Source organism: Pseudomonas sp. c313 (assembly GCF_055407145.1).
Genome location: NZ_JBUZRD010000008.1, coordinates 22,124 through 40,875 on the forward strand (window position 1 = coordinate 22,124; position 18,752 = coordinate 40,875).

The 18,752-nt window shown below is 59.5% G+C and carries 15 protein-coding genes and 1 pseudogene; 2 read left to right on the forward strand and 14 right to left on the reverse strand.

From position 1 onward, the window contains the following. Positions 1–8 precede the first annotated feature (8 nt). The gene (locus ACZRKZ_RS20135; protein ID WP_463982537.1) at positions 9–473 is read left to right on the forward strand and encodes a hypothetical protein; all 465 of its coding nucleotides are present in this window, start codon (positions 9–11) and stop codon (positions 471–473) included. A gap of 221 nt (positions 474–694) precedes the next feature. Here the strand turns inward: ACZRKZ_RS20135 and ACZRKZ_RS20140 are convergent, their stop codons facing one another. Next, entirely contained in the window at positions 695–1,078 is a 384-nt protein-coding gene (locus ACZRKZ_RS20140; protein WP_463982538.1) for a type II toxin-antitoxin system PemK/MazF family toxin, read from the reverse strand. Between the two features lie 87 nt (positions 1,079–1,165). After that, positions 1,166–2,059 carry a LysR family transcriptional regulator gene (locus ACZRKZ_RS20145; RefSeq protein WP_463969028.1) on the reverse strand — a complete coding sequence of 298 codons (894 nt, stop codon included), beginning with the start codon at positions 2,057–2,059 and terminating at the stop codon, positions 1,166–1,168. A 124-nt stretch (positions 2,060–2,183) separates the two neighbouring features. On the opposite strand from ACZRKZ_RS20145, the gene ACZRKZ_RS20150 reads away from it, so the two are divergent. Continuing rightward, positions 2,184–3,458, forward strand: coding sequence for an MFS transporter (locus tag ACZRKZ_RS20150; RefSeq protein ID WP_463982539.1), 1,275 nt, complete (start codon positions 2,184–2,186; stop codon positions 3,456–3,458). A 28-nt stretch (positions 3,459–3,486) separates the two neighbouring features. Here the strand turns inward: ACZRKZ_RS20150 and ACZRKZ_RS20155 are convergent, their stop codons facing one another. The 12 genes and pseudogenes from ACZRKZ_RS20155 to pilM form a co-directional block, all read right to left on the reverse strand. Next, entirely contained in the window at positions 3,487–3,837 is a 351-nt protein-coding gene (locus ACZRKZ_RS20155) for a YgiW/YdeI family stress tolerance OB fold protein (protein ID WP_463969026.1), read from the reverse strand. 112 nt (positions 3,838–3,949) lie between these two features. Next, positions 3,950–5,017, reverse strand: coding sequence for a uroporphyrinogen decarboxylase (hemE, locus tag ACZRKZ_RS20160; protein ID WP_463982540.1), 1,068 nt, complete (start codon positions 5,015–5,017; stop codon positions 3,950–3,952). Positions 5,018–5,194: 177 nt separating this feature from the next. Then, positions 5,195–6,613, reverse strand: a complete 1,419-nt coding sequence (locus ACZRKZ_RS20165; protein ID WP_463982541.1) for an FAD-dependent oxidoreductase — start codon at positions 6,611–6,613, stop codon at positions 5,195–5,197. A gap of 113 nt (positions 6,614–6,726) precedes the next feature. Continuing rightward, on the reverse strand, positions 6,727–11,172 hold the full coding sequence (gene gltB, locus ACZRKZ_RS20170) for a glutamate synthase large subunit (protein WP_463982542.1): 4,446 nt from the start codon (positions 11,170–11,172) through the stop codon (positions 6,727–6,729). A 350-nt stretch (positions 11,173–11,522) separates the two neighbouring features. Beyond that, positions 11,523–13,073, reverse strand: coding sequence for an AAA family ATPase (locus tag ACZRKZ_RS20175; protein ID WP_463969023.1), 1,551 nt, complete (start codon positions 13,071–13,073; stop codon positions 11,523–11,525). A gap of 10 nt (positions 13,074–13,083) precedes the next feature. Then, entirely contained in the window at positions 13,084–14,184 is a 1,101-nt protein-coding gene (gene aroB / locus ACZRKZ_RS20180) for a 3-dehydroquinate synthase (protein WP_133101323.1), read from the reverse strand. Between the two features lie 148 nt (positions 14,185–14,332). Further along, a complete protein-coding gene (gene aroK, locus ACZRKZ_RS20185) occupies positions 14,333–14,851 on the reverse strand; it encodes a shikimate kinase AroK (RefSeq protein WP_017138567.1) in 519 nt (172 codons plus the stop codon). Between the two features lie 4 nt (positions 14,852–14,855). Then, positions 14,856–16,115: pseudogene (locus tag ACZRKZ_RS20190) on the reverse strand (type IV pilus secretin PilQ); the annotation flags it as partial. Positions 16,116–16,266: 151 nt separating this feature from the next. Beyond that, entirely contained in the window at positions 16,267–16,794 is a 528-nt protein-coding gene (locus ACZRKZ_RS20195) for a pilus assembly protein PilP (protein ID WP_463982543.1), read from the reverse strand. Then, entirely contained in the window at positions 16,791–17,411 is a 621-nt protein-coding gene (locus ACZRKZ_RS20200) for a type IV pilus inner membrane component PilO (protein WP_463969021.1), read from the reverse strand. Before ACZRKZ_RS20200 ends, ACZRKZ_RS20195 begins: the two co-directional genes overlap by 4 nt. Further along, positions 17,408–17,953: a PilN domain-containing protein gene (locus tag ACZRKZ_RS20205; RefSeq protein WP_463982544.1), complete on the reverse strand. Its 546-nt coding sequence runs from the start codon at positions 17,951–17,953 to the stop codon at positions 17,408–17,410. The genes ACZRKZ_RS20200 and ACZRKZ_RS20205 overlap by 4 nt, the downstream gene beginning before the upstream one ends. Next, positions 17,953–18,606, reverse strand: a complete 654-nt coding sequence (pilM, locus tag ACZRKZ_RS20210; protein WP_463982633.1) for a type IV pilus biogenesis protein PilM — start codon at positions 18,604–18,606, stop codon at positions 17,953–17,955. The genes ACZRKZ_RS20205 and pilM overlap by 1 nt, the downstream gene beginning before the upstream one ends. Between the last annotated feature and the right edge of the window lie 146 nt (positions 18,607–18,752).

The following is an 18,752-nucleotide window of genomic DNA, read 5'->3' on the forward strand; positions in this document are numbered from 1 at the left end:
AAAACGGAATGTCTTCCCTGTTACGCGCCACCCTCATCGTCCTGACCCTGCTGACCGCCGCCGGCTGCACCAGCAAGCCGGTGCTCAACACCCAGACCGACATCCCGGCCAACGTCCAGGTCAGCGACGAGAAGGTCAAGCAGGCGATCCTTGCGGCCCTGGAAAAACGCGAATGGACCGTGCAGCGCGCTGATCCGCAACTGATCCAGGCCGAGATCACCGTACGCAACCAGTACCACGCTGAAATCGATATCCGCTACACCCGCACCAGCTACGCCATCACCTACCGCGACAGCCGCGACCTGGGCTACAAGAACGGCAAGATCCATCGCAACTACAACCGTTGGGTCAGCATGCTGGATCGGGACATCCTGGCCGGCTTGCGCGCCAATGGGGTGACAGGTGTGAGTGGCAGCAGCACGAGCCCGGCAGCGCAGTTGTTCAAGGAGACCGGGACTTCGAAGCAGAATTGAGGCATTTGCTACTTGCCCCCTGAAACGACAAAGGGCGCCTTTCGGCGCCCTCTTCACAAACAGGTTGGCTTGTCATCGCCACTTCCTGCCTGGCTCTACGATGGCTGGTTGCCCAGGATCCTCAGAGTCTCACAAGCCCCTTTCGGGAACCCGGCCAGTATGCCTGAAAACAGGTAATCGGCAATTGGTGTCATATCGCCGCTCGTCACGTCTGACACTCATCACAACCCCAACGCACTGCGCACTGCCGCTTTCACTGCCAAGAATTGCTCACTGGTAAGTTCGGCTATTTTGTAAATGCGTTTTCCATGCCGATCTTTGCTCTTGATCCGATCAAGCCTGCCTAGATTAACGGTAGCGACGATATCGCATTTCGCCCAACAGACCGGACTCGCTCCTTGCAAATGGCTTTCCAACTGAAAATGGTGCTCAAGCACCGTTCGCGGTTCCGTGGTGCTCAAGGGCACCACTGTTACCAACAACTTATTGGTCCTGTGCTTGCGTATCACAATGACAGGCCTGACCTTGATGATCTCCGGAGCTTCATAGACCCGAAAATCACAAATCAGCACACTGCCTTCTTTAGGTTGGTAGAGAAGTGCCATCCATGTCACTCGCTTAAAAAGAAGCGATTCTGCGTAAATCCACAACAAACTACTAAGACGGTTCCGTTACTTGAGATGTGATCGTCGCTACACCACTGCCTTACGCGTCAGCAACTCGACAAACGCCTTGGCCATGGGCGATGGCTGGCCCTTGCGCTGTACCAGCCACACCGCCGTCACCGCTTCCTGATCAAGCAGGGTGCGGTAGACCACGCCATCAATACGGATGCGCTGATAGGACGCAGGCAGTACCGAGACACCCAGGCCGGCGGCGACCAAACCGATGATGGTCATGGCCTCCCCCGCTTCCTGGGCGAAGTGCGGGCTGAAGCCGGCGTCGCGGGCCAGGTTAAGTAACTGGGCGTACAAACCACTGCCATAGGTGCGCGGGAAAAATACAAAAGGCTCGTCTGCCAATTGCGCCAGATGCAAACCGCGCTCGCTACCGTCCACCAGTGGGTGACCTGCGTTAAGAACAGCCACCAGCGGCTCACGCATCAACTCCACAACGCTCAAGGAGTCCGGCAACGGCAACGGCCGCATTAACCCAACCTGGATCGACTCGTCCACCAGCGACTCAGCCACCTCGGTACTGCTCATTTCCTGCAAACTCAGATGCACCGCCGGGAAGGCCTGGCGAAAGGCGAAGATCGCCTGTGGGATGCTGGAGTTGAACGGCGCAGAAGAGGTGAAGCCGATCTTCAGTTCGCCCAACTCCCCCAGTTGCGCACGACGCGCCACGTCCGCCGCTTTACCGACCTGGGCCAGCACCAATCGCGCCTCTTGCAGGAACAGTCGCCCCGCTTCGCTCAGTTCGACCCGGCGATTGGTACGCTCAAATAAACGAGCGCCAATTTCTTGTTCCAACGCCTGGATCTGCTGGCTCAGCGGCGGCTGCGAGATGCCCAGCACCTGCGCCGCGCGGCCGAAATGCAGCTCTTCGGCAACGGCGATGAAGTAACGCAGATGGCGCAATTCCATGGAAATCCTATTAGGTCGTAAAAGCTATCAAACAGGTCGAATAATATATTGGAAAGAATCATTAGGCAGCTATATTCTTTTTCCCATCGCCAGCCCTGGCTGCTTTTCCTCCCCGAGGTCCCGCGTGAAGTCTGCTGTCGCTCCACTCGCTCAAGAAGTCCCGCCCACTGCCCTGGATGAGGTGGTGGCGCAGCTCAATGAGCAGTACATCGAAAAAGGCACGCCGATGTTCATGCGCACAGTGCTGGCGCTGTTTTCCGGCGGCTTCGCCACCTTCGCCTTGCTCTATTGCGTGCAGCCGATGATGCCCGCGCTGTCCCACGAGTTTTCCATCAATGCCGCGCAGAGCAGCCTGATTCTTTCGGTGGCCACCGGCATGCTGGCCTTTGGTTTGCTGATTACCGGTCCGATTTCCGACACCCTTGGGCGCAAGCGAGTGATGGTTGCCGCGCTGTTTTGTGCCGCGCTGTGCACCATCGCCAGCGGCCTGATGCCCACTTGGGAAGGAATTTTGCTGATGCGGGCTTTGGTGGGCCTGTCCCTCAGTGGCCTGGCCGCCGTGGCGATGACCTACCTGAGCGAAGAAATACATCCACAACACATCGGCCTGGCCATGGGCTTGTACATCGGTGGCAACGCCATTGGCGGCATGAGCGGGCGCTTGATCATCGGCGTACTGATCGACTTCGTCAGCTGGCACACGGCGATGTTGATCATCGGCGCCCTGGCGCTGATCGCGGCCACAGTGTTCTGGAAAATCCTCCCCGAATCGCGCAACTTCCGCGCCAGTACCCTGAACCCGCGCAGCCTGCTGGACGGTTTCACCATGCACTTCAAGGACGCCGGCCTGCCGTGGCTGTTTCTCGAAGCGTTCCTGCTCATGGGCAGCTTCGTCACCCTGTTCAACTACATCGGCTATCGCTTGCTGGCAGATCCGTATGACCTGAGCCAAGCCGTAGTGGGCTTGCTGTCGCTGGTGTACCTGTCCGGCATCTATAGCTCGGCAAAAATCGGCTCACTGGCCGACCGCTTGGGCCGTCGGCGGGTGCTCTGGGCCACCATCGTGCTGATGCTCGCCGGCATCACCCTGACGCTGTTTACGCCGCTGGTGCTGGTGATCGTCGGCATGTTGATGTTCACGTTTGGTTTCTTCGGCGCCCACTCGGTGGCCAGCAGCTGGATCGGCCGGCGCGCGCTGAAAGCCAAGGGCCAGGCCTCGTCGTTGTACCTGTTCAGTTATTACGCCGGGTCGAGCATTGCCGGGACGGCCGGTGGGGTTTTCTGGCACTACGCGGGGTGGAGCGGGATCGGCGGCTTTATCACCAGCCTCCTGGTGATTGCTTTGCTGGTGGCATTGCACCTGAGCAAACTGCCGGCAAAAAACGAAAAGGGCCGCTAAGCGGCCCTGTGGAGATTTGAGTCAGCGGTCAGTTGATAATTTCCACACGGTCAACATCGATCTCACGGCTCATCAGGCCCTTGTCGACCTCACCGGTCAGCTTGACCTGGGTCTTCTCATCGAAGGGAACGGGTGGCAGGTCCTCATCATCGATTTCCACAGCGATGGTACCGGTGGTGTCCTTGAACTCGTACTTCTCGTGGTCTTTGAGACGACTGACGATATGACCTTGCAATACCACCGGCGTGTCGTCTGATGCAGCTTGGGCGCCAGCAACAGTGACCACCGATTGCGCACCGGGGCCAGTGTAACCAGCACCCGCCAGGGCAGCGGTGCTAAACAAGGGGGCCAACAGGAGAGCGAGGTAACGGGTTTTCATGGGAGTGATCCAATCTGGGTTTCGATGGGGTCAGCATAAACACCGTGGCTGAATTGAAACTTAATGCAAAACGCCCGGCACAGGCCGGGCGTTATTTGTTATCGCAATCTGGTTACTCGTGATATTGCGCCGACAACTCATGCACCGCCCGCATGAATGCGCCAGCGTGCTCCGGATCAACTTCCGGCGTAATCCCGTGACCAAGGTTGAACACATGGCCGCTGCCTTTGCCGTAGCTGGCGAGGATACGGCCGACTTCGGTGCGGATCGCTTCCGGCTTGGCGTACAGCACAGTCGGGTCCATGTTGCCTTGCAGCGCCACTTGGCCGCCCACGCGACGGCGGGCTTCGCCGATGTCGCAGGTCCAATCCAGACCCAGTGCGTCCGCGCCAGCATCAGCGATGCTTTCCAGCCACAGGCCGCCGCCCTTGGTGAACAGGATCACCGGCACCTTGCGACCTTCATGTTCGCGGATCAGGCCGCTGACGATTTTGCGCATGTAGGCCAGGGAGAATTCCTGGTACGCCGCCGCCGACAGGTTGCCACCCCAAGTGTCGAAGATCTGCACCGCTTGGGCGCCCGCCATGATCTGGCCGTTGAGGTAGGAGATGACCGACTGCGCCAGCTTGTCCAGCAACAGATGCATGGCTTGCGGGTTGTCGTAGAGCATGGCCTTGGTCTTGCGGAAGTCTTTCGACGAGCCGCCTTCGACCATGTAGGTGGCCAGAGTCCACGGGCTGCCGGAGAAGCCGATCAGCGGCACGCGGCCGTTCAGCTCAAGGCGAATGGTGCTGACCGCGTCCATGACGTAGCCCAGGTCCTTGTGAGGATCGGGGATCGGCAGGGCTTCGATGTCGGCCAGGGTGCTGATGACTTTCTTGAAACGCGGGCCTTCGCCGGTTTCAAAGTACAGGCCTTGGCCCATGGCGTCAGGGATGGTCAGGATATCGGAGAAGAGGATGGCCGCATCCAGTTGTGGATAACGGTCCAGCGGCTGCATGGTGACTTCGCAGGCGAACTCCGGGTTCATGCACAGGCTCATGAAGTCGCCGGCTTTGGCGCGGCTGGCGCGGTACTCCGGCAGGTAGCGACCGGCTTGACGCATCATCCACACAGGGGTGACGTCAACAGGTTGCTTGAGCAGGGCACGAAGGAAACGGTCGTTCTTGAGGGCAGTCATGTCGGCATCCGCATAAAAAGTGCGGGCATTTTCTCAGAGCGAGACGCAGAAAGACAGTGACCGGTGACCGGTGACCAGCTGCAAGCTGCAAGCTGCAAGCTGCAAGCTGCAAGCTGCAAGCTGCAAGTTAAAAGCGAGTTGCCTCAACTTGTAGCTTGCAGCTTGTCGCTGACGTCGTCAGACGTTCAGATAATCCAGGATCCCTTCAGCGGCAGTGCGGCCTTCGAAGATCGCCGTCACCACCAGGTCAGAACCGCGAACCATATCGCCACCGGCGAAGATTTTCGGGTTGCTGGTCTGGTGTTTGTATTGGGCTTGTTCCGGAGCCACGACGCGGCCCTGGCTGTCGGTCTGGATGCTGAACTGCTCAAACCAAGGCGCCGGGCTTGGACGGAAGCCGAAGGCGATGACCACAGCGTCAGCCGGGATGATCTCTTCGGAACCCGGGATCGGCTCGGGGCTGCGACGGCCACGGGCATCCGGTTCGCCGAGACGGGTCTCGACCACTTTCACGCCTTCGACGCGATCTTCACCCACAATGGCGATCGGCTGGCGGTTGTAGAGGAATTTCACGCCTTCTTCCTTGGCGTTCTTCACCTCTTTGCGCGAGCCCGGCATGTTGGCTTCGTCACGACGATAAGCACAGGTCACCGACTTGGCGCCCTGGCGAATCGAGGTACGGTTGCAGTCCATCGCCGTGTCGCCACCGCCCAGTACCACGACCTTTTTGCCTTTCATGTCGACGAAGTCTTCCGGCGACTTTTCAAAGCCCAGGTTGCGGTTGACGTTGGCAATCAGGAAGTCCAAAGCGTCGTAGACGCCCGGCAGGTCCTCACCGGCAAAGCCGCCCTTCATGTAGGTGTAGGTGCCCATGCCCATGAACACGGCATCGTATTCTTCGAGCAGTTGCTCCATGGTCACGTCTTTGCCGATCTCGGTGTTGAGACGGAACTCGATGCCCATGCCGGTGAACACTTCGCGACGGTGGCTCAGTACGGTCTTTTCCAGCTTGAACTCAGGGATGCCGAAGGTCAGCAGGCCACCGATTTCCGGGTTCTTGTCGAACACCACCGGGGTCACGCCGCCACGCACCAGTACGTCGGCACAGCCCAGGCCCGCAGGCCCGGCACCGATGATCGCCACACGTTTGCCGGTGGGCATGACCTTGGACATGTCCGGGCGCCAGCCCATGGCAAACGCGGTGTCGGTGATGTACTTCTCCACCGAACCGATGGTCACTGCACCAAAACCGTCGTTGAGGGTGCAGGCACCCTCACACAGACGATCCTGTGGGCACACCCGGCCGCAGACTTCCGGCAAGGTGTTGGTCTGGTGGGACAGCTCGGCGGCGGCGAGGATATTGCCCTCGGCCACCAATTTGAGCCAGTTGGGAATGAAGTTGTGCACCGGGCACTTCCATTCGCAATACGGGTTACCGCAACCCAGACAGCGGTGGGCCTGGTCGGCCGAGTGCTGGGGTTTGAAGGGTTCGTAGATTTCCACGAACTCTTTCTTGCGTTGACGCAACAGTTTCTTCTTCGGATCTTTGCGCCCGACATCGATGAATTGGAAGTCGTTGCTGAGACGTTCGGCCATCTTCAAAACCTCTTACACGACAGCTTCAAGCTACAAGCTTGAAGCTGCAAGAAAATCACATTAGTCCGGCACACCGCGCACTGTTTCAAGCTTGCCGCTTGCCGCTGCGTCGTTTATTGCGGACTCGCACGAGTACTGGAGAGCAAAGATTTCAAACTCGCCGCCTTAGGTTTGACGAGCCAGAAACGACGCAGGTAGTCATCAAGGTTTTCAGCGAGGTTACGACCCCATTCGCTGTTGGTTTCCTCAACGTATTCGTTCAGCACATGCTGCAAGTGGTTGCGATAGGATTCCATCGCTTCGCCGCTGATTCGCTGGATGTCCACCAGCTCGTGGTTGACCTTATCGACGAAGGTGTTGTCCTGGTCCAACACGTAGGCGAAACCGCCGGTCATGCCCGAACCGAAGTTGTAGCCAGTCTTGCCCAGAACGGCGACGAAACCACCGGTCATATACTCGCAGCAGTGATCGCCAGTGCCTTCCACCACGGTGTGAGCACCGGAGTTACGCACCGCGAATCGCTCGCCGGCAGTACCCGCTGCGAACAGCTTGCCGCCGGTCGCGCCATACAGGCAGGTGTTACCGATGATGGCACTGTCCTGCGTCTTGTAGATGCTGCCCACCGGCGGAACGATCACCAGCTTACCGCCAGTCATGCCCTTGCCCACATAGTCGTTGGCGTCGCCTTCCAGGTACATGTTCAGGCCGCCGGCGTTCCAAACGCCGAAGCTCTGGCCAGCGGTGCCCTTGAAGCGGAAGGTGATCGGCGCCTTGGCCATGCCCTGGTTGCCGTGTTTACGGGCGATTTCACCGGAGATCCGCGCGCCGATGGAACGGTCACAGTTGCAGATATCCAGGACGAATTCGCCGCCGCTGGCATCGTTGATCGACGAAATGGCCATCTCGACCATCTTCTCGGCCAACAGGCCTTTGTCGAACGGCGGGTTGCGTTCCACCTGGCAGAATTGTGGTTTGTCGGCCGGAATGTGATCGCTGCCCAATAGCGGCGTCAGGTCCAGGTGTTGCTGCTTGGCCGTCTGGCCTTCGAGGATTTCCAACAGATCGGTACGGCCGATCAGCTCTTCGAGGGTGCGCACGCCCAGCTTGGCCAACCACTCACGGGTTTCTTCGGCGACGTAGGTGAAGAAATTCACCACCATGTCGACGGTGCCGATGTAGTGATCCTTGCGCAGCTTCTCGTTCTGGGTAGCGACGCCGGTGGCGCAGTTGTTCAGGTGGCAGATGCGCAGGTATTTGCAGCCCAGGGCGATCATCGGTGCGGTGCCGAAGCCGAAGCTTTCAGCGCCGAGGATGGCGGCCTTGATCACGTCGAGGCCGGTTTTCAGGCCGCCGTCGGTTTGCACCCGAACCTTGCCGCGCAGGTCGTTGCCACGCAGGGTTTGGTGAGTTTCTGCAAGCCCCAGTTCCCATGGTGCGCCAGCGTACTTGATGGAGGTCAGCGGCGATGCGCCGGTGCCGCCGTCGTAGCCGGAGATGGTGATCAGGTCGGCATAGGCCTTGGCCACACCGGCGGCGATAGTACCGACGCCGGCTTCTGCTACTAGCTTCACCGAGACCAGGGCCTTGGGGTTGACTTGTTTCAAGTCGAAAATCAGCTGCGACAAATCCTCGATGGAGTAGATGTCGTGGTGCGGCGGTGGCGAAATCAGGGTCACGCCAGGCACTGCGTAACGCAGCTTGGCGATCAGGCCGTTGACCTTGCCGCCTGGCAACTGGCCGCCCTCGCCTGGCTTGGCGCCTTGGGCAACCTTGATTTGCAGCACTTCGGCGTTGACCAGGTATTCCGGGGTCACACCGAAACGGCCAGTAGCCACCTGCTTGATTTTCGAGCTCTTGATGGTGCCGTAACGCGCCGGGTCTTCACCACCTTCGCCGGAGTTGGAACGCGCGCCCAGGCGGTTCATGGCTTCGGCCAGGGCTTCGTGAGCCTCAGGCGACAAGGCGCCCAGGGAAATACCGGCGGAGTCGAAACGCTTGAGGATCGATTCCAGAGGCTCGATCTCGCTGATGGCCAGTGGCGTGTCCAGGGTTTTCACCTTGAACATATCGCGGATCATCGACACCGGGCGGTTATCCACCAGCGCGGTATATTCCTTGAATTTGGCGTAGTCGCCTTGCTGCACAGCGGCTTGCAAGGTGCTGACCACGTCAGGGTTGTAGGCGTGATATTCGCCACCGTGGACGAACTTCAGCAGGCCGCCTTGCTGGATCGGCTTGCGCGCGCTCCAGGCTTCGGCTGCCAGGGCTTTCTGTTCGGCTTCGATGTCGACGAAACGCGCACCCTTGATGCGGCTCGGCACGCCACGGAAGCTCATGTCGCAGACTTCTTCCGACAGGCCGATGGCTTCGAACAACTGAGCACCGCGATAAGACGTGATGGTGGAGATGCCCATCTTCGACAGGATCTTCAGCAGGCCCTTGGTGATGCCTTTACGGTAGTTCTTGAACACCTCATAGAGGTCGCCCAGCACTTCACCGGTACGGATCAGGTCGCCCAGCACTTCGTACGCGAGGAACGGGTAGACCGCCGAGGCGCCGAAACCGATCAATACCGCGAAGTGGTGCGGGTCGCGGGCGGTGGCGGTTTCCACGAGGATGTTGGAGTCGCAACGTAGGCCTTTTTCAGTCAGGCGGTGATGCACCGCGCCGGTGGCCAGGGAAGCGTGGATCGGCAACTTGCCCGGGGCGATATGACGGTCGGTCAGCACGATCTGGGTACGACCAGCGCGCACGGCTTCTTCAGCCTGATCGGCGACGTTACGCACCGCAGCTTCCAGGCCGATGCTCTCGTCGTAGTTCAGGTCGATTATCTGCCGGTCAAAGCCTGGACGCTCCAGGGTCATCAACGAACGCCACTTGGCCGGGGAAATGACCGGCGAGCTGAGGATCACGCGAGAGGCGTGCTCTGGCGATTCCTGGAAGATATTGCGCTCGGCGCCGAGGCAGATTTCCAGGGACATGACGATGGCTTCACGCAGCGGGTCGATCGGCGGGTTGGTCACCTGGGCGAACTGCTGGCGGAAATAGTCATACGGCGTGCGCACACGCTGGGACAGCACGGCCATTGGCGTGTCGTCGCCCATGGAGCCGACGGCTTCGTAGCCTTGCTCGCCCAGTGGGCGCAGCACCTGGTCGCGCTCTTCGAACGTGACCTGGTACATCTTCATGTACTGCTTGAGTTGGTCGACGTCGTAGAAAGCCGAGCCGTGGTCGTTGTCTTCCATGGTCGCCTGAATGCGCAGAGCGTTCTTGCGCAGCCATTGCTTGTACGGATGACGGGACTTCAAGCGGTTGTCGATGGCGTCGGTGTCGAGAACCTGCCCGGTTTCAGTGTCCACAGCCAGGATCTGCCCAGGGCCTACGCGGCCCTTGGCGATGACGTCTTCGGGCTGGTAATTCCAGACGCCAACTTCCGAAGCCAGGGTGATAAAGCCGTTGGTGGTGGTGACCCAACGCGCCGGGCGCAGACCGTTACGGTCCAGCAGGCACACCGCGTAGCGGCCATCAGTCATCACGACACCCGCCGGGCCGTCCCACGGTTCCATGTGCATGGAGTTGTACTCATAGAACGCCCGAAGATCGGGGTCCATGGTCTCGACGTTCTGCCACGCAGGCGGAATGATCATGCGTACGCCACGGAACAGGTCGATGCCGCCGGTGACCATCAGTTCCAGCATGTTGTCCATGCTGGAGGAGTCGGAGCCCACGCGATTGACCAGCGGGCCCAGCTCTTCGAGGTCCATCAAATCATTGGCGAACTTGGTGCGTCGGGCTACGGCCCAGTTGCGGTTACCGGTGATGGTGTTGATCTCGCCGTTATGGGCGAGGAACCGAAATGGCTGGGCCAGCGGCCATTTCGGCAGGGTGTTGGTGGAGAAGCGCTGATGGAACACGCAGATTGCGGTTTGCAGGCGCTCGTCGCTCAGGTCTGGATAGAAGGCGGTCAAATCCGCCGGCATCATCAGGCCTTTATAAATAATGGTCTTGTGGGAAAAGCTGCAGATGTAGTGGTCGGTGTCGGCAGCGTTGGCTACGGACGAACGACGACGGGAAGTGAACAGCTTGATCGCCATGTCCTGATCGCTGAAACCGTCGCCGGAGATGAACACTTGTTCGATCTGCGGCAGACGCTCCAGGGCCAGGCGGCCGAGGACGCTGGTGTCGATGGGCACTTTGCGCCAGCCAACGAGTTGCAGGCCGGCAGCCAGGATCTCGCGGTTCATGTTCTCGCGAGCAGCTTGGGCTTTTACCGGGTCCTGGTTGAAAAACACCATGCCCACGGCGTACTGCTTGGGCAAGTCGGCACCGAAATGCTCCTTAGCGATTGCGCGCAGGAACTGGTCGGGCTTTTGAATAAGCAAGCCGCAACCGTCACCGGTCTTGCCGTCGGCGTTGATCCCACCGCGGTGGGTCATGCAGGTCAGGGCCTCGATGGCCGTTTGCAGAAGGGTATGACTGGGCTCGCCCTGCATATGGGCAATCAGGCCGAAACCGCAGTTATCCTTGAATTCATCGGGTTGGTACAGACCTGCTTTCATAGACACTTTCTCACCAGGCTGCCTCTTTGAACGAGGCAAATTTCTTTTCAATTCAACCCGTTACCTTCCACGCCGGACGTACGCCGGCTTTGCGGGGGCAAAAGGGAGGTCATTGTACACACCGACACAGACGCTCACAAATTTAGCGACGAAATGTCGCAAATCTATGTCGCATTTATGAAAGGTTTAAAGCGATATGCTGTGCTAGTCAAAACTTTTTTAATTCTGACCGCTACGACTCAAAAGCGACGTGCGCAGACACCACAAAGCGCGCGGCCTGGAAGGCAGCACGCACTTACGGTTTTTTTTGAGGTGCCGGGAGAGGCGGCCTGGGTAAGGCCGCCGAATCTTCAGCGAGTTGCTGCCAGTTCCTGTTGGACGCTGGCGACAGTGCGAGGCCAAGGTTTACCAGCCTGAACCTTCGCTGGCAAGGCCTTGATAGCGGTTACAGCTGCATCACGGCTGGCGAAGTTGCCGTAGGTGATCACGTAAAGCGGCTTGCCGTTAAGGTCTTTCTTGAAATAACGGTATTCGCCGCCCTGCTCCTTGACGAAGTTTTGCGCGCTGGCTTCGGAGCTGGTGCCGAGGATCTGCACCACGTAGTTCTTGGCCGGTTGGCTGGTGTACCAGCTGCTGCCAGCGGAGGCCTTGGCTACGGTCGCAGGCTTGGCAGCAGGTGCTGGTTTAGCAACTGGCGCCGGGGCAGGCTTGGCGGTCGCCACCTGGACAGGCGCAGGGGCCGGCTTGGCTACTGGAGCCGGTACAGGCGCGGGCACGGGCACAGGGCTCGGTGCTACGCCAGCGGGTGGCGCGATGGTGGTAACAGTCGGCGGAGTGGCGCTGGAGCCTTCCACTGGCACGCCGTCGTCGCCTTCGGAGATGGCGCCAGCTTCTTCCGCCAACGGGCCGCGCATGACCGGCTGGCCGACCATCGGCAGGTTGGTAGGCTGGCCGGAGCCGGAAAATTCAACAGCTGGCGCGCCGTTAGTGGTTGGTTTGCCCAATGGCAGCTGTGCCTGTTCGGCAGGCGCGGTTGTCGGGGCCTTGCTGCGGCCTGGAATCAACCAGGCGGCGGCGACGGCAACCACTACAACAGCGGAAATTGCCAATACATGTTTCTTCGGCATGGTGAACCCCATCTTTGGACGCTTCACCGCTGAGCGGCTGGCAATCATGGCTTCGATCATGGCATCCCGGGCGACCTGGTTGATGGTGCCAGGCCAGCCGTCGGAGCTTTCGTGAATATCAGAGATCTGCGAAGCGGAAAAAAGTTCGATTCCCTGCCCGGCACCTTCAAGACGCTGGGCCAGGTATTCGCGGGTTTCTTCTTCTTCGTAAGGCTGCAGTTCGATGACATGGAAGCGCTCTTCCTCACCGCTTAACTGCTCCAGATCGGCAATCAGCGACGACTCACCGAACAGGAACACATGAGGACGACCTTCAGGCGTACCGGCCGCCAGGGCCAGCAACGCTTCAAGGGCCGATTCGTCGAGCTGCTCGGCATCGTCCACCAGCAGGTAGACTTCCTGGCCGGTCAGGCCCAGTTGTACCACTTGCTTGAGGATCGCCGTCGGCTCGGCATTGGACACGTCCAGGGCCTGGGCGATCTGGCGCAGCACGCCCGCAGCATCACCGGCGCCACGGGCTGACACCACCACGCTCTGCACTGACTGCTTGTTGGTGCTGGCCACCAGCGCCTGACGCAGCAAGGTCTTGCCACTGCCCAACGGGCCCGTGACCACCAGCAGCAGCTGGCTGTAACGCGCCAGGTGGTGCAACTGCCCCAACACCGGTTTGCGTTGGGCAGGGAAGAATTTGAAACCAGGCACCCGTGGAGCAAAAGGGTCGTGGTTTAACTGGTAATGGCCAAGGAACGCCTCGTCAGCATGCAAACTAGTCATCGGGATCTTATTAACCTTTAAGCTGAGCCAGGGCGCGGTAGTCCGCTCCCAGCGTGGCCTGTAAAATCTCTTTCGGATAATCGTCGGTCACTACCGCTTCGCCCATTCGGCGCAACAGCACCAGACGCAGACGACCGTCGATTACTTTCTTGTCTATCGCCATGTGTTCGAGAAAATCAGCTTCAGTCATTTCCTCGGGAGGAATGACCGGTAACCCGGCGCGCTGGAACAGGCGAATACCGCGATCACGCTCCTGGCTGCTGATCCAGCCCAGGCGTTGCGACATCTCCAATGCCATCACGGTGCCGGCCGCTACGGCCTCTCCATGCAACCACACACCATAGCCCATGTGCGTTTCGATCGCATGGCCGAAGGTGTGGCCCAGGTTCAATGTCGCCCGCACACCGGACTCGCGCTCGTCGGCATTGACCACCAACGCCTTGGCGGCGCACGAGCGGGAAATGGCTTCGGTCAGCGCGACCTGGTCCAGGTCGCGCAGGGCGTCGACATGTTCCTCCAGCCAGGTCAGGAACGGCTCGTCGCAGATCAACCCGTACTTGATGACTTCCGCCAGGCCCGCCGACAGCTCACGGGGTGGCAGGGTATTGAGGGTAGCGGTATCGATCAGCACCACGTTGGGCTGATAGAACGCACCGACCATGTTCTTGCCCAGCGGGTGATTGATGCCGGTCTTGCCGCCCACCGACGAATCGACCTGGGACAGCAGCGTGGTCGGCACCTGGATAAAGTCCACGCCGCGCTGGTAACAGGCCGCCGCGAAACCGGCCATGTCGCCGATAACTCCGCCGCCTAGGGCAACCACGGTGGTGCGACGGTCATGACGGGCAGTGAGCAGGCCGTCGAAGATCAGTTGCAGAGTTTCCCAGGTCTTGAACGCTTCGCCATCGGGCAGAATCACCGAAATAACCGAATACGCCTCAAGGCTGCGACTCAGACGCTCAAGATAAAGCGGCGCAACCGTCTCGTTGGAGATAATCGCCACTTGTCGCCCGGCAATATGCGGTGCGAACAATTCGGGCTGGTCCAACAAACCTTCGCCAATATGGATCGGGTAGCTGCGCTCGCCAAGATCGACCTTAAGTGTCTGCATGTGTCCCCGCGTTGAAGATGGAAGCAGGCGTCTTGCCCTACATTAACGTTTGTCGGCAACGTAGCGATCTGACGCTGCCTGATGGCTCTACGCCACAACTCAGACGGTCATAACGCGCCGCCGAGGATAGCGCATTTCGCGCCTGGCTTTAACGGGGCGGCAGTTGCTGCAAGCGCTCAAGAATGTCGAGAACCACCATTCGTGGCGGCCGCTCATCGGTTTCCACCACCAGATCGGCGATTTCCCGATACAGCGGATCGCGCAGCGTCAGCAAGTCCCGCAGGGTTTTCGCCGGATCGGCCGTACGCAACAGCGGGCGATTGCGATCGCGAGCGGTTCGACCGACCTGCTGCTCGACAGACGCATGCAGATAGACGACTCGACCACCGGCATGCAGTGCCCGGCGATTTTCATCGCGCATCACCGCGCCGCCGCCCGTAGCCAATACCACGCCATCACAGCCACACAGCTCGGCAATCATCGCCTGCTCGCGGTCGCGAAAGCCCAATTCGCCTTCCTTATCGAAGATCCACGGGATATTTGCGCCCGTGCGCAATTCAATTTCCTTATCGGAGTCTTTGAATGGCAGGCGCAGCTCTTTGGCCAGCAAACGGCCGATGGTGCTTTTTCCAGCCCCCATCGGTCCAACAAGAATCAAATTTCGCACAGAATCAACGACTCACAGCAATCGCCTGGTTATTCATAATACGCGGAGTCAGGAATACCAGCAGCTCGGATTTTTTCTCCGAAACCACATCCCGCCGGAAAAGGCGGCCAAGATACGGCACATCGCCAAAAAATGGCACTTTATCTACTACTTTGCTTTGGGTATTGGAGAAAACGCCACCAATCACGATGGTCTCGCCATCCCTGACCAACACCTTGGCATTGACCTCGTTTTTCTTGATGGGCGGCACATCGTTAAGTTTGTTCAGGTAGTCAGGCTCATCCTTGGTAACCCTGACCTCCATGATCACCCAGCCGTCCGGGGTGATTTGCGGCGTTACTTCCAGGGACAGCGAGGCCTCCTTGAACGACACGGAGGTGGCACCCTGGGACGTGGACTCCTGGTAAGGAATCTCGGTGCCCTTGAGGATTCGGGCGGTTTCTTTGTCGGAAGTGACCACCTTGGGCTGCGAAACGATCTCTCCGTTGCCGGTTTTCTCCATGGCCGTCAGCTCCAGGTCCAGCAGCACATTGTCGGTAATAAAGGCGATGCCCAGGCCGGCTGTACCGTTGACCGCACCCAAGTCGACAAAAGGCGAACTGGACGAGTCCTCGGGTTGCTCGCCCTCACCCGACGGCGCTTTGTTGATACCGCCGCCACTCCAGTTGCCCTTGTTCTGGATCAAACCACCCCAGCGCACCCCCAGGCTTTTGTCATAGTCGACATTGGCCTCGACAATCCGCGCCTCGATCATCACCTGGCGCACCGGGATATCCAGTTGCGCGACGATACGACGCAGCTCGTCCAGGCGCTCTTGGGTCTGGTAGACGAGAATATTGTTGGTCCGATCATCCACCACCACCGAGCCGCGCTCATTGCTCCCACCCTCAAGGCCAGCCGCTGACTGGAACAGCTTGGCCAGCTCAGCCGCCTTGGCGTAGTTGACTTGCAGCAACTCGCGACGCAACGGTGCCAGCTCGGTCAACTGCTGGCGCGATTCCAGCGCCAGCAACTCCCGCGCAGCCAGTTCATCGGCAGGCGCGACCAGCAACACATTGGCTTTCAAGCGCTTGTCCAGCCCCTTGGTTTGCAGCACCAGATCCAGGGCCTGATCCCAGGGCACATCCTTGAGGCGCAGGGTGATCGAGCCCTGCACCTCATCACTGGCCACCAGGTTGAGGCCGGCAAAGTCGGCAATCAGTTGCAAGACGGCTCGGACCTCGATGTTCTGGAAGTTGAGAGATAACTTATCGCCGCTGAACGCGCTGCGCTCGGTACTGAGGGGCGCACCACCGGGAGGCGGCAAGTGAATCAGGTCGACCCGATTGGGCACAGCCTTGACCATCGGTGCTGCGAACGCTATCCATAGCGCCACACCGAAGGACGAAAAAATCCTTTTCATTATTTGAATTCCGTTATGAATGCACGTTCAAGGCAAGGGTTCGCGAGCGCTCCAGCCACGCGCCCTCGCCATCAGGAAAGAGTTCGACAATCTCGATTTGATCCTCGTGGATGGCCATCACCCGCCCATGGTCCCAGCCCAGGTAATCACCGACTGCCAGACGGTGTACCCCCGCAGCGCCCCGCAGCAGGACAAAGGTCTGCGCTCCACTGGACAGTGTGCCAACCATCTCGAACTCATCGACGGCAAAGCCTTCAAGAAACTGCCGAGGGCGGTCAGAGTCTGGCTTCAACCCCGGCCGGCCCGATGGACGACTGACTGGATGGACCTCATTTGGCAGCTGGAAAGGATCGCGCAGTAACGCTGGATCGTAGACAAAGCGCAGCCCCACGACAGCGACCACAGGTTCCTCGACCAGCGCGGGTACCTGCTGGCGAATCGCGTGTAAACGGGCTTCCAGCGCTTGCACATCGGTACCATTGCCGCACCCGGCCAGCGACCCCAGGCAAAGGAACCAGCACACACCATTGAGGCACCTCATGGCAATGCCCCCTGGTCGTTGTAGCGATAGGTCTTGGCGAGCAGGTTCAAGCGCAGCGGCGAGCCTTCTTGCAGATCGGCAGGCCTGATGACGAAGTCGTGCAAGGTAACGATTCGCGACAGCCCCGACACACTACTGACGAAGGTCGCCAGGTCGTGATAAGCCCCGATGAGGCTGATCTGCATCGGCAGTTCGATGTAAAGCGGCTGAACTTGCTCATCCAACAGCCTGATCTCCTCGAGCACTAATCCGCCAGCCAGGCCCAGCCGGGTGATGTCTTCAAGTAGACCAGGCACCTCGGTAGCCGTCGGCAACCGGTGCAGCTGCTCAGCGAAGGCACCCCGCATGACCTCAAGCTGGCGGGCATAGGCCTCCAGATTGGCGGCCGGGCCGACCTTATTGGCAAATTGCTGCTGCAAGGTCACTTCCCGGGCTTCCTGTCGATGCAACTGCTCGCGCAATGCACTCAAGTAGAGGCTGTCGCCTAACATCAGCAACAGGCAGGCGAGCGCAACACCCAGCAGAATCTTGCGGGGCAAGGGCCAATGGGCGGCGTTGTGGTACAGCGTGGAAAATTCGAGGGTTGTCAGCCTTGGCAGGCTCGACGACAGGCTCATTGCCCCGCCTCGCCGGACTCTCCATGGCCAACCATCAACTGAAAGGCACTGCCAGTCTCTTCGGCCCGCACATGTCGCAAGCTGGGAGCTTGCAGCCCACTAGAGGACTCCAGGTTGCGCATCAAGCGGGCGACGTCATGATTGGATGCTGCAGTTGCGCTGATCTCGACCGAGGTCCCACTCACGGTTATTTCTCGCAACCGCACCCCATCCGGCACAGCACGGGCCAGTTGGTCGAACAGTTGCCCGCCCGCAGAGCGATCACCCTGCAGATCCTCCACGACCTTCATCCGCTCCATCAACTGCCGGCGTTGCTCGCGCAGTTCGTCGATAGTCTTGATCCGCGAATCAAGCACCGTGACTTCCTTGCTCAAGTGGTTGTTACGAGCCACCTGCCGATCGATCGCCTGACCGATAATACGATCCGCCAACCACACCGTAGCTAGCGCAATAAGAGCGCTCACCAGCAAAAACACTAAAAAGAATTTGCGCCGCCGCTCAGCCTGTTCTTCGCGCCAGGGCAAAAGGTTGATTCTTGTCATCAATCGAAACTCCTGAGGGCCAAACCGCAAGCGACCCGCAATCTCTGGGCATCAGCAGCCCATTGTGTACCATTGATCCAACTGCCCGGCGTGATGCTGGCAACGGCCTGATCGGATGCACGCTCCAGCGCAAACGCCTCGACATCGACTATTTGCGTCACCAACCCCGCCAGGGCCAGCACCGCCTCACGGGCCTCGACCTGCTCCTTGAGGCAAGCGGCGAGCAGCACATTGATACGCCCCGCCCCCCTGATCGAGGGGCCCTGGACCTGAAAGTCGATTGCCACCTCCTCCAGCGGATAGGGGATGTACTGATCCGCTTCCAGCCGCAGTCGACGCGCAATCTCGTCATCGTCGAGCCCCGCGTCCATCTCCACCAGGCGGGTAATGACCGACGGCCCCGCCACCGCAACCGCTGCCTTCCTGACAGACGTTTGCGACTGGAACAGTGCCTTGGAAAGCGCCTGCCCGACAACCTCCAGATCAACAATATTGCTGTCGATCACTGCATGGCCCGGCAAAGACTGGGTGGCGTAGGTTCGTACTGTGTAACCGACGCTTGAGCGAGCCAATTCCACCAGCCTTACCTGCGCATCATTGATATCGATACCGAGAACGGTATCGGTTTTTCGCCTGAAAAATCCCTTTACCATAAAACTCCCTAAAGCTTTCCCTGTCTCAGGGCTGGCTACTGCCTGAATTGACGCATTCGGTCGGTTTGATTGAGAGGCGCCCATGACGCCCCAAGCTGAAAAATGCTTTAATGCCCAGCGTTTTTTCCCGCTTTTTATCTGCAGGT

Bases quoted from the DNA above. Each gene is read 5' to 3' on its own strand.
- ACZRKZ_RS20135 (WP_463982537.1), top strand. From the start codon at position 9: ATGTCTTCCCTGTTACGCGCCACCCTCATCGTCCTGACCCTGCTGACC.
- ACZRKZ_RS20140 (WP_463982538.1), bottom strand. From the start codon at position 1,078: ATGGCACTTCTCTACCAACCTAAAGAAGGCAGTGTGCTGATTTGTGAT.
- ACZRKZ_RS20145 (WP_463969028.1), bottom strand. From the start codon at position 2,059: ATGGAATTGCGCCATCTGCGTTACTTCATCGCCGTTGCCGAAGAGCTG.
- ACZRKZ_RS20155 (WP_463969026.1), bottom strand. From the start codon at position 3,837: ATGAAAACCCGTTACCTCGCTCTCCTGTTGGCCCCCTTGTTTAGCACC.
- hemE (WP_463982540.1), bottom strand. From the start codon at position 5,017: ATGACTGCCCTCAAGAACGACCGTTTCCTTCGTGCCCTGCTCAAGCAA.
- ACZRKZ_RS20165 (WP_463982541.1), bottom strand. From the start codon at position 6,613: ATGGCCGAACGTCTCAGCAACGACTTCCAATTCATCGATGTCGGGCGC.
- gltB (WP_463982542.1), bottom strand. From the start codon at position 11,172: ATGAAAGCAGGTCTGTACCAACCCGATGAATTCAAGGATAACTGCGGT.
- ACZRKZ_RS20175 (WP_463969023.1), bottom strand. From the start codon at position 13,073: ATGACTAGTTTGCATGCTGACGAGGCGTTCCTTGGCCATTACCAGTTA.
- aroB (WP_133101323.1), bottom strand. From the start codon at position 14,184: ATGCAGACACTTAAGGTCGATCTTGGCGAGCGCAGCTACCCGATCCAT.
- ACZRKZ_RS20195 (WP_463982543.1), bottom strand. From the start codon at position 16,794: ATGAGGTGCCTCAATGGTGTGTGCTGGTTCCTTTGCCTGGGGTCGCTG.
- ACZRKZ_RS20200 (WP_463969021.1), bottom strand. From the start codon at position 17,411: ATGAGCCTGTCGTCGAGCCTGCCAAGGCTGACAACCCTCGAATTTTCC.
- ACZRKZ_RS20205 (WP_463982544.1), bottom strand. From the start codon at position 17,953: ATGACAAGAATCAACCTTTTGCCCTGGCGCGAAGAACAGGCTGAGCGG.
- pilM (WP_463982633.1), bottom strand. From the start codon at position 18,606: ATGGTAAAGGGATTTTTCAGGCGAAAAACCGATACCGTTCTCGGTATC.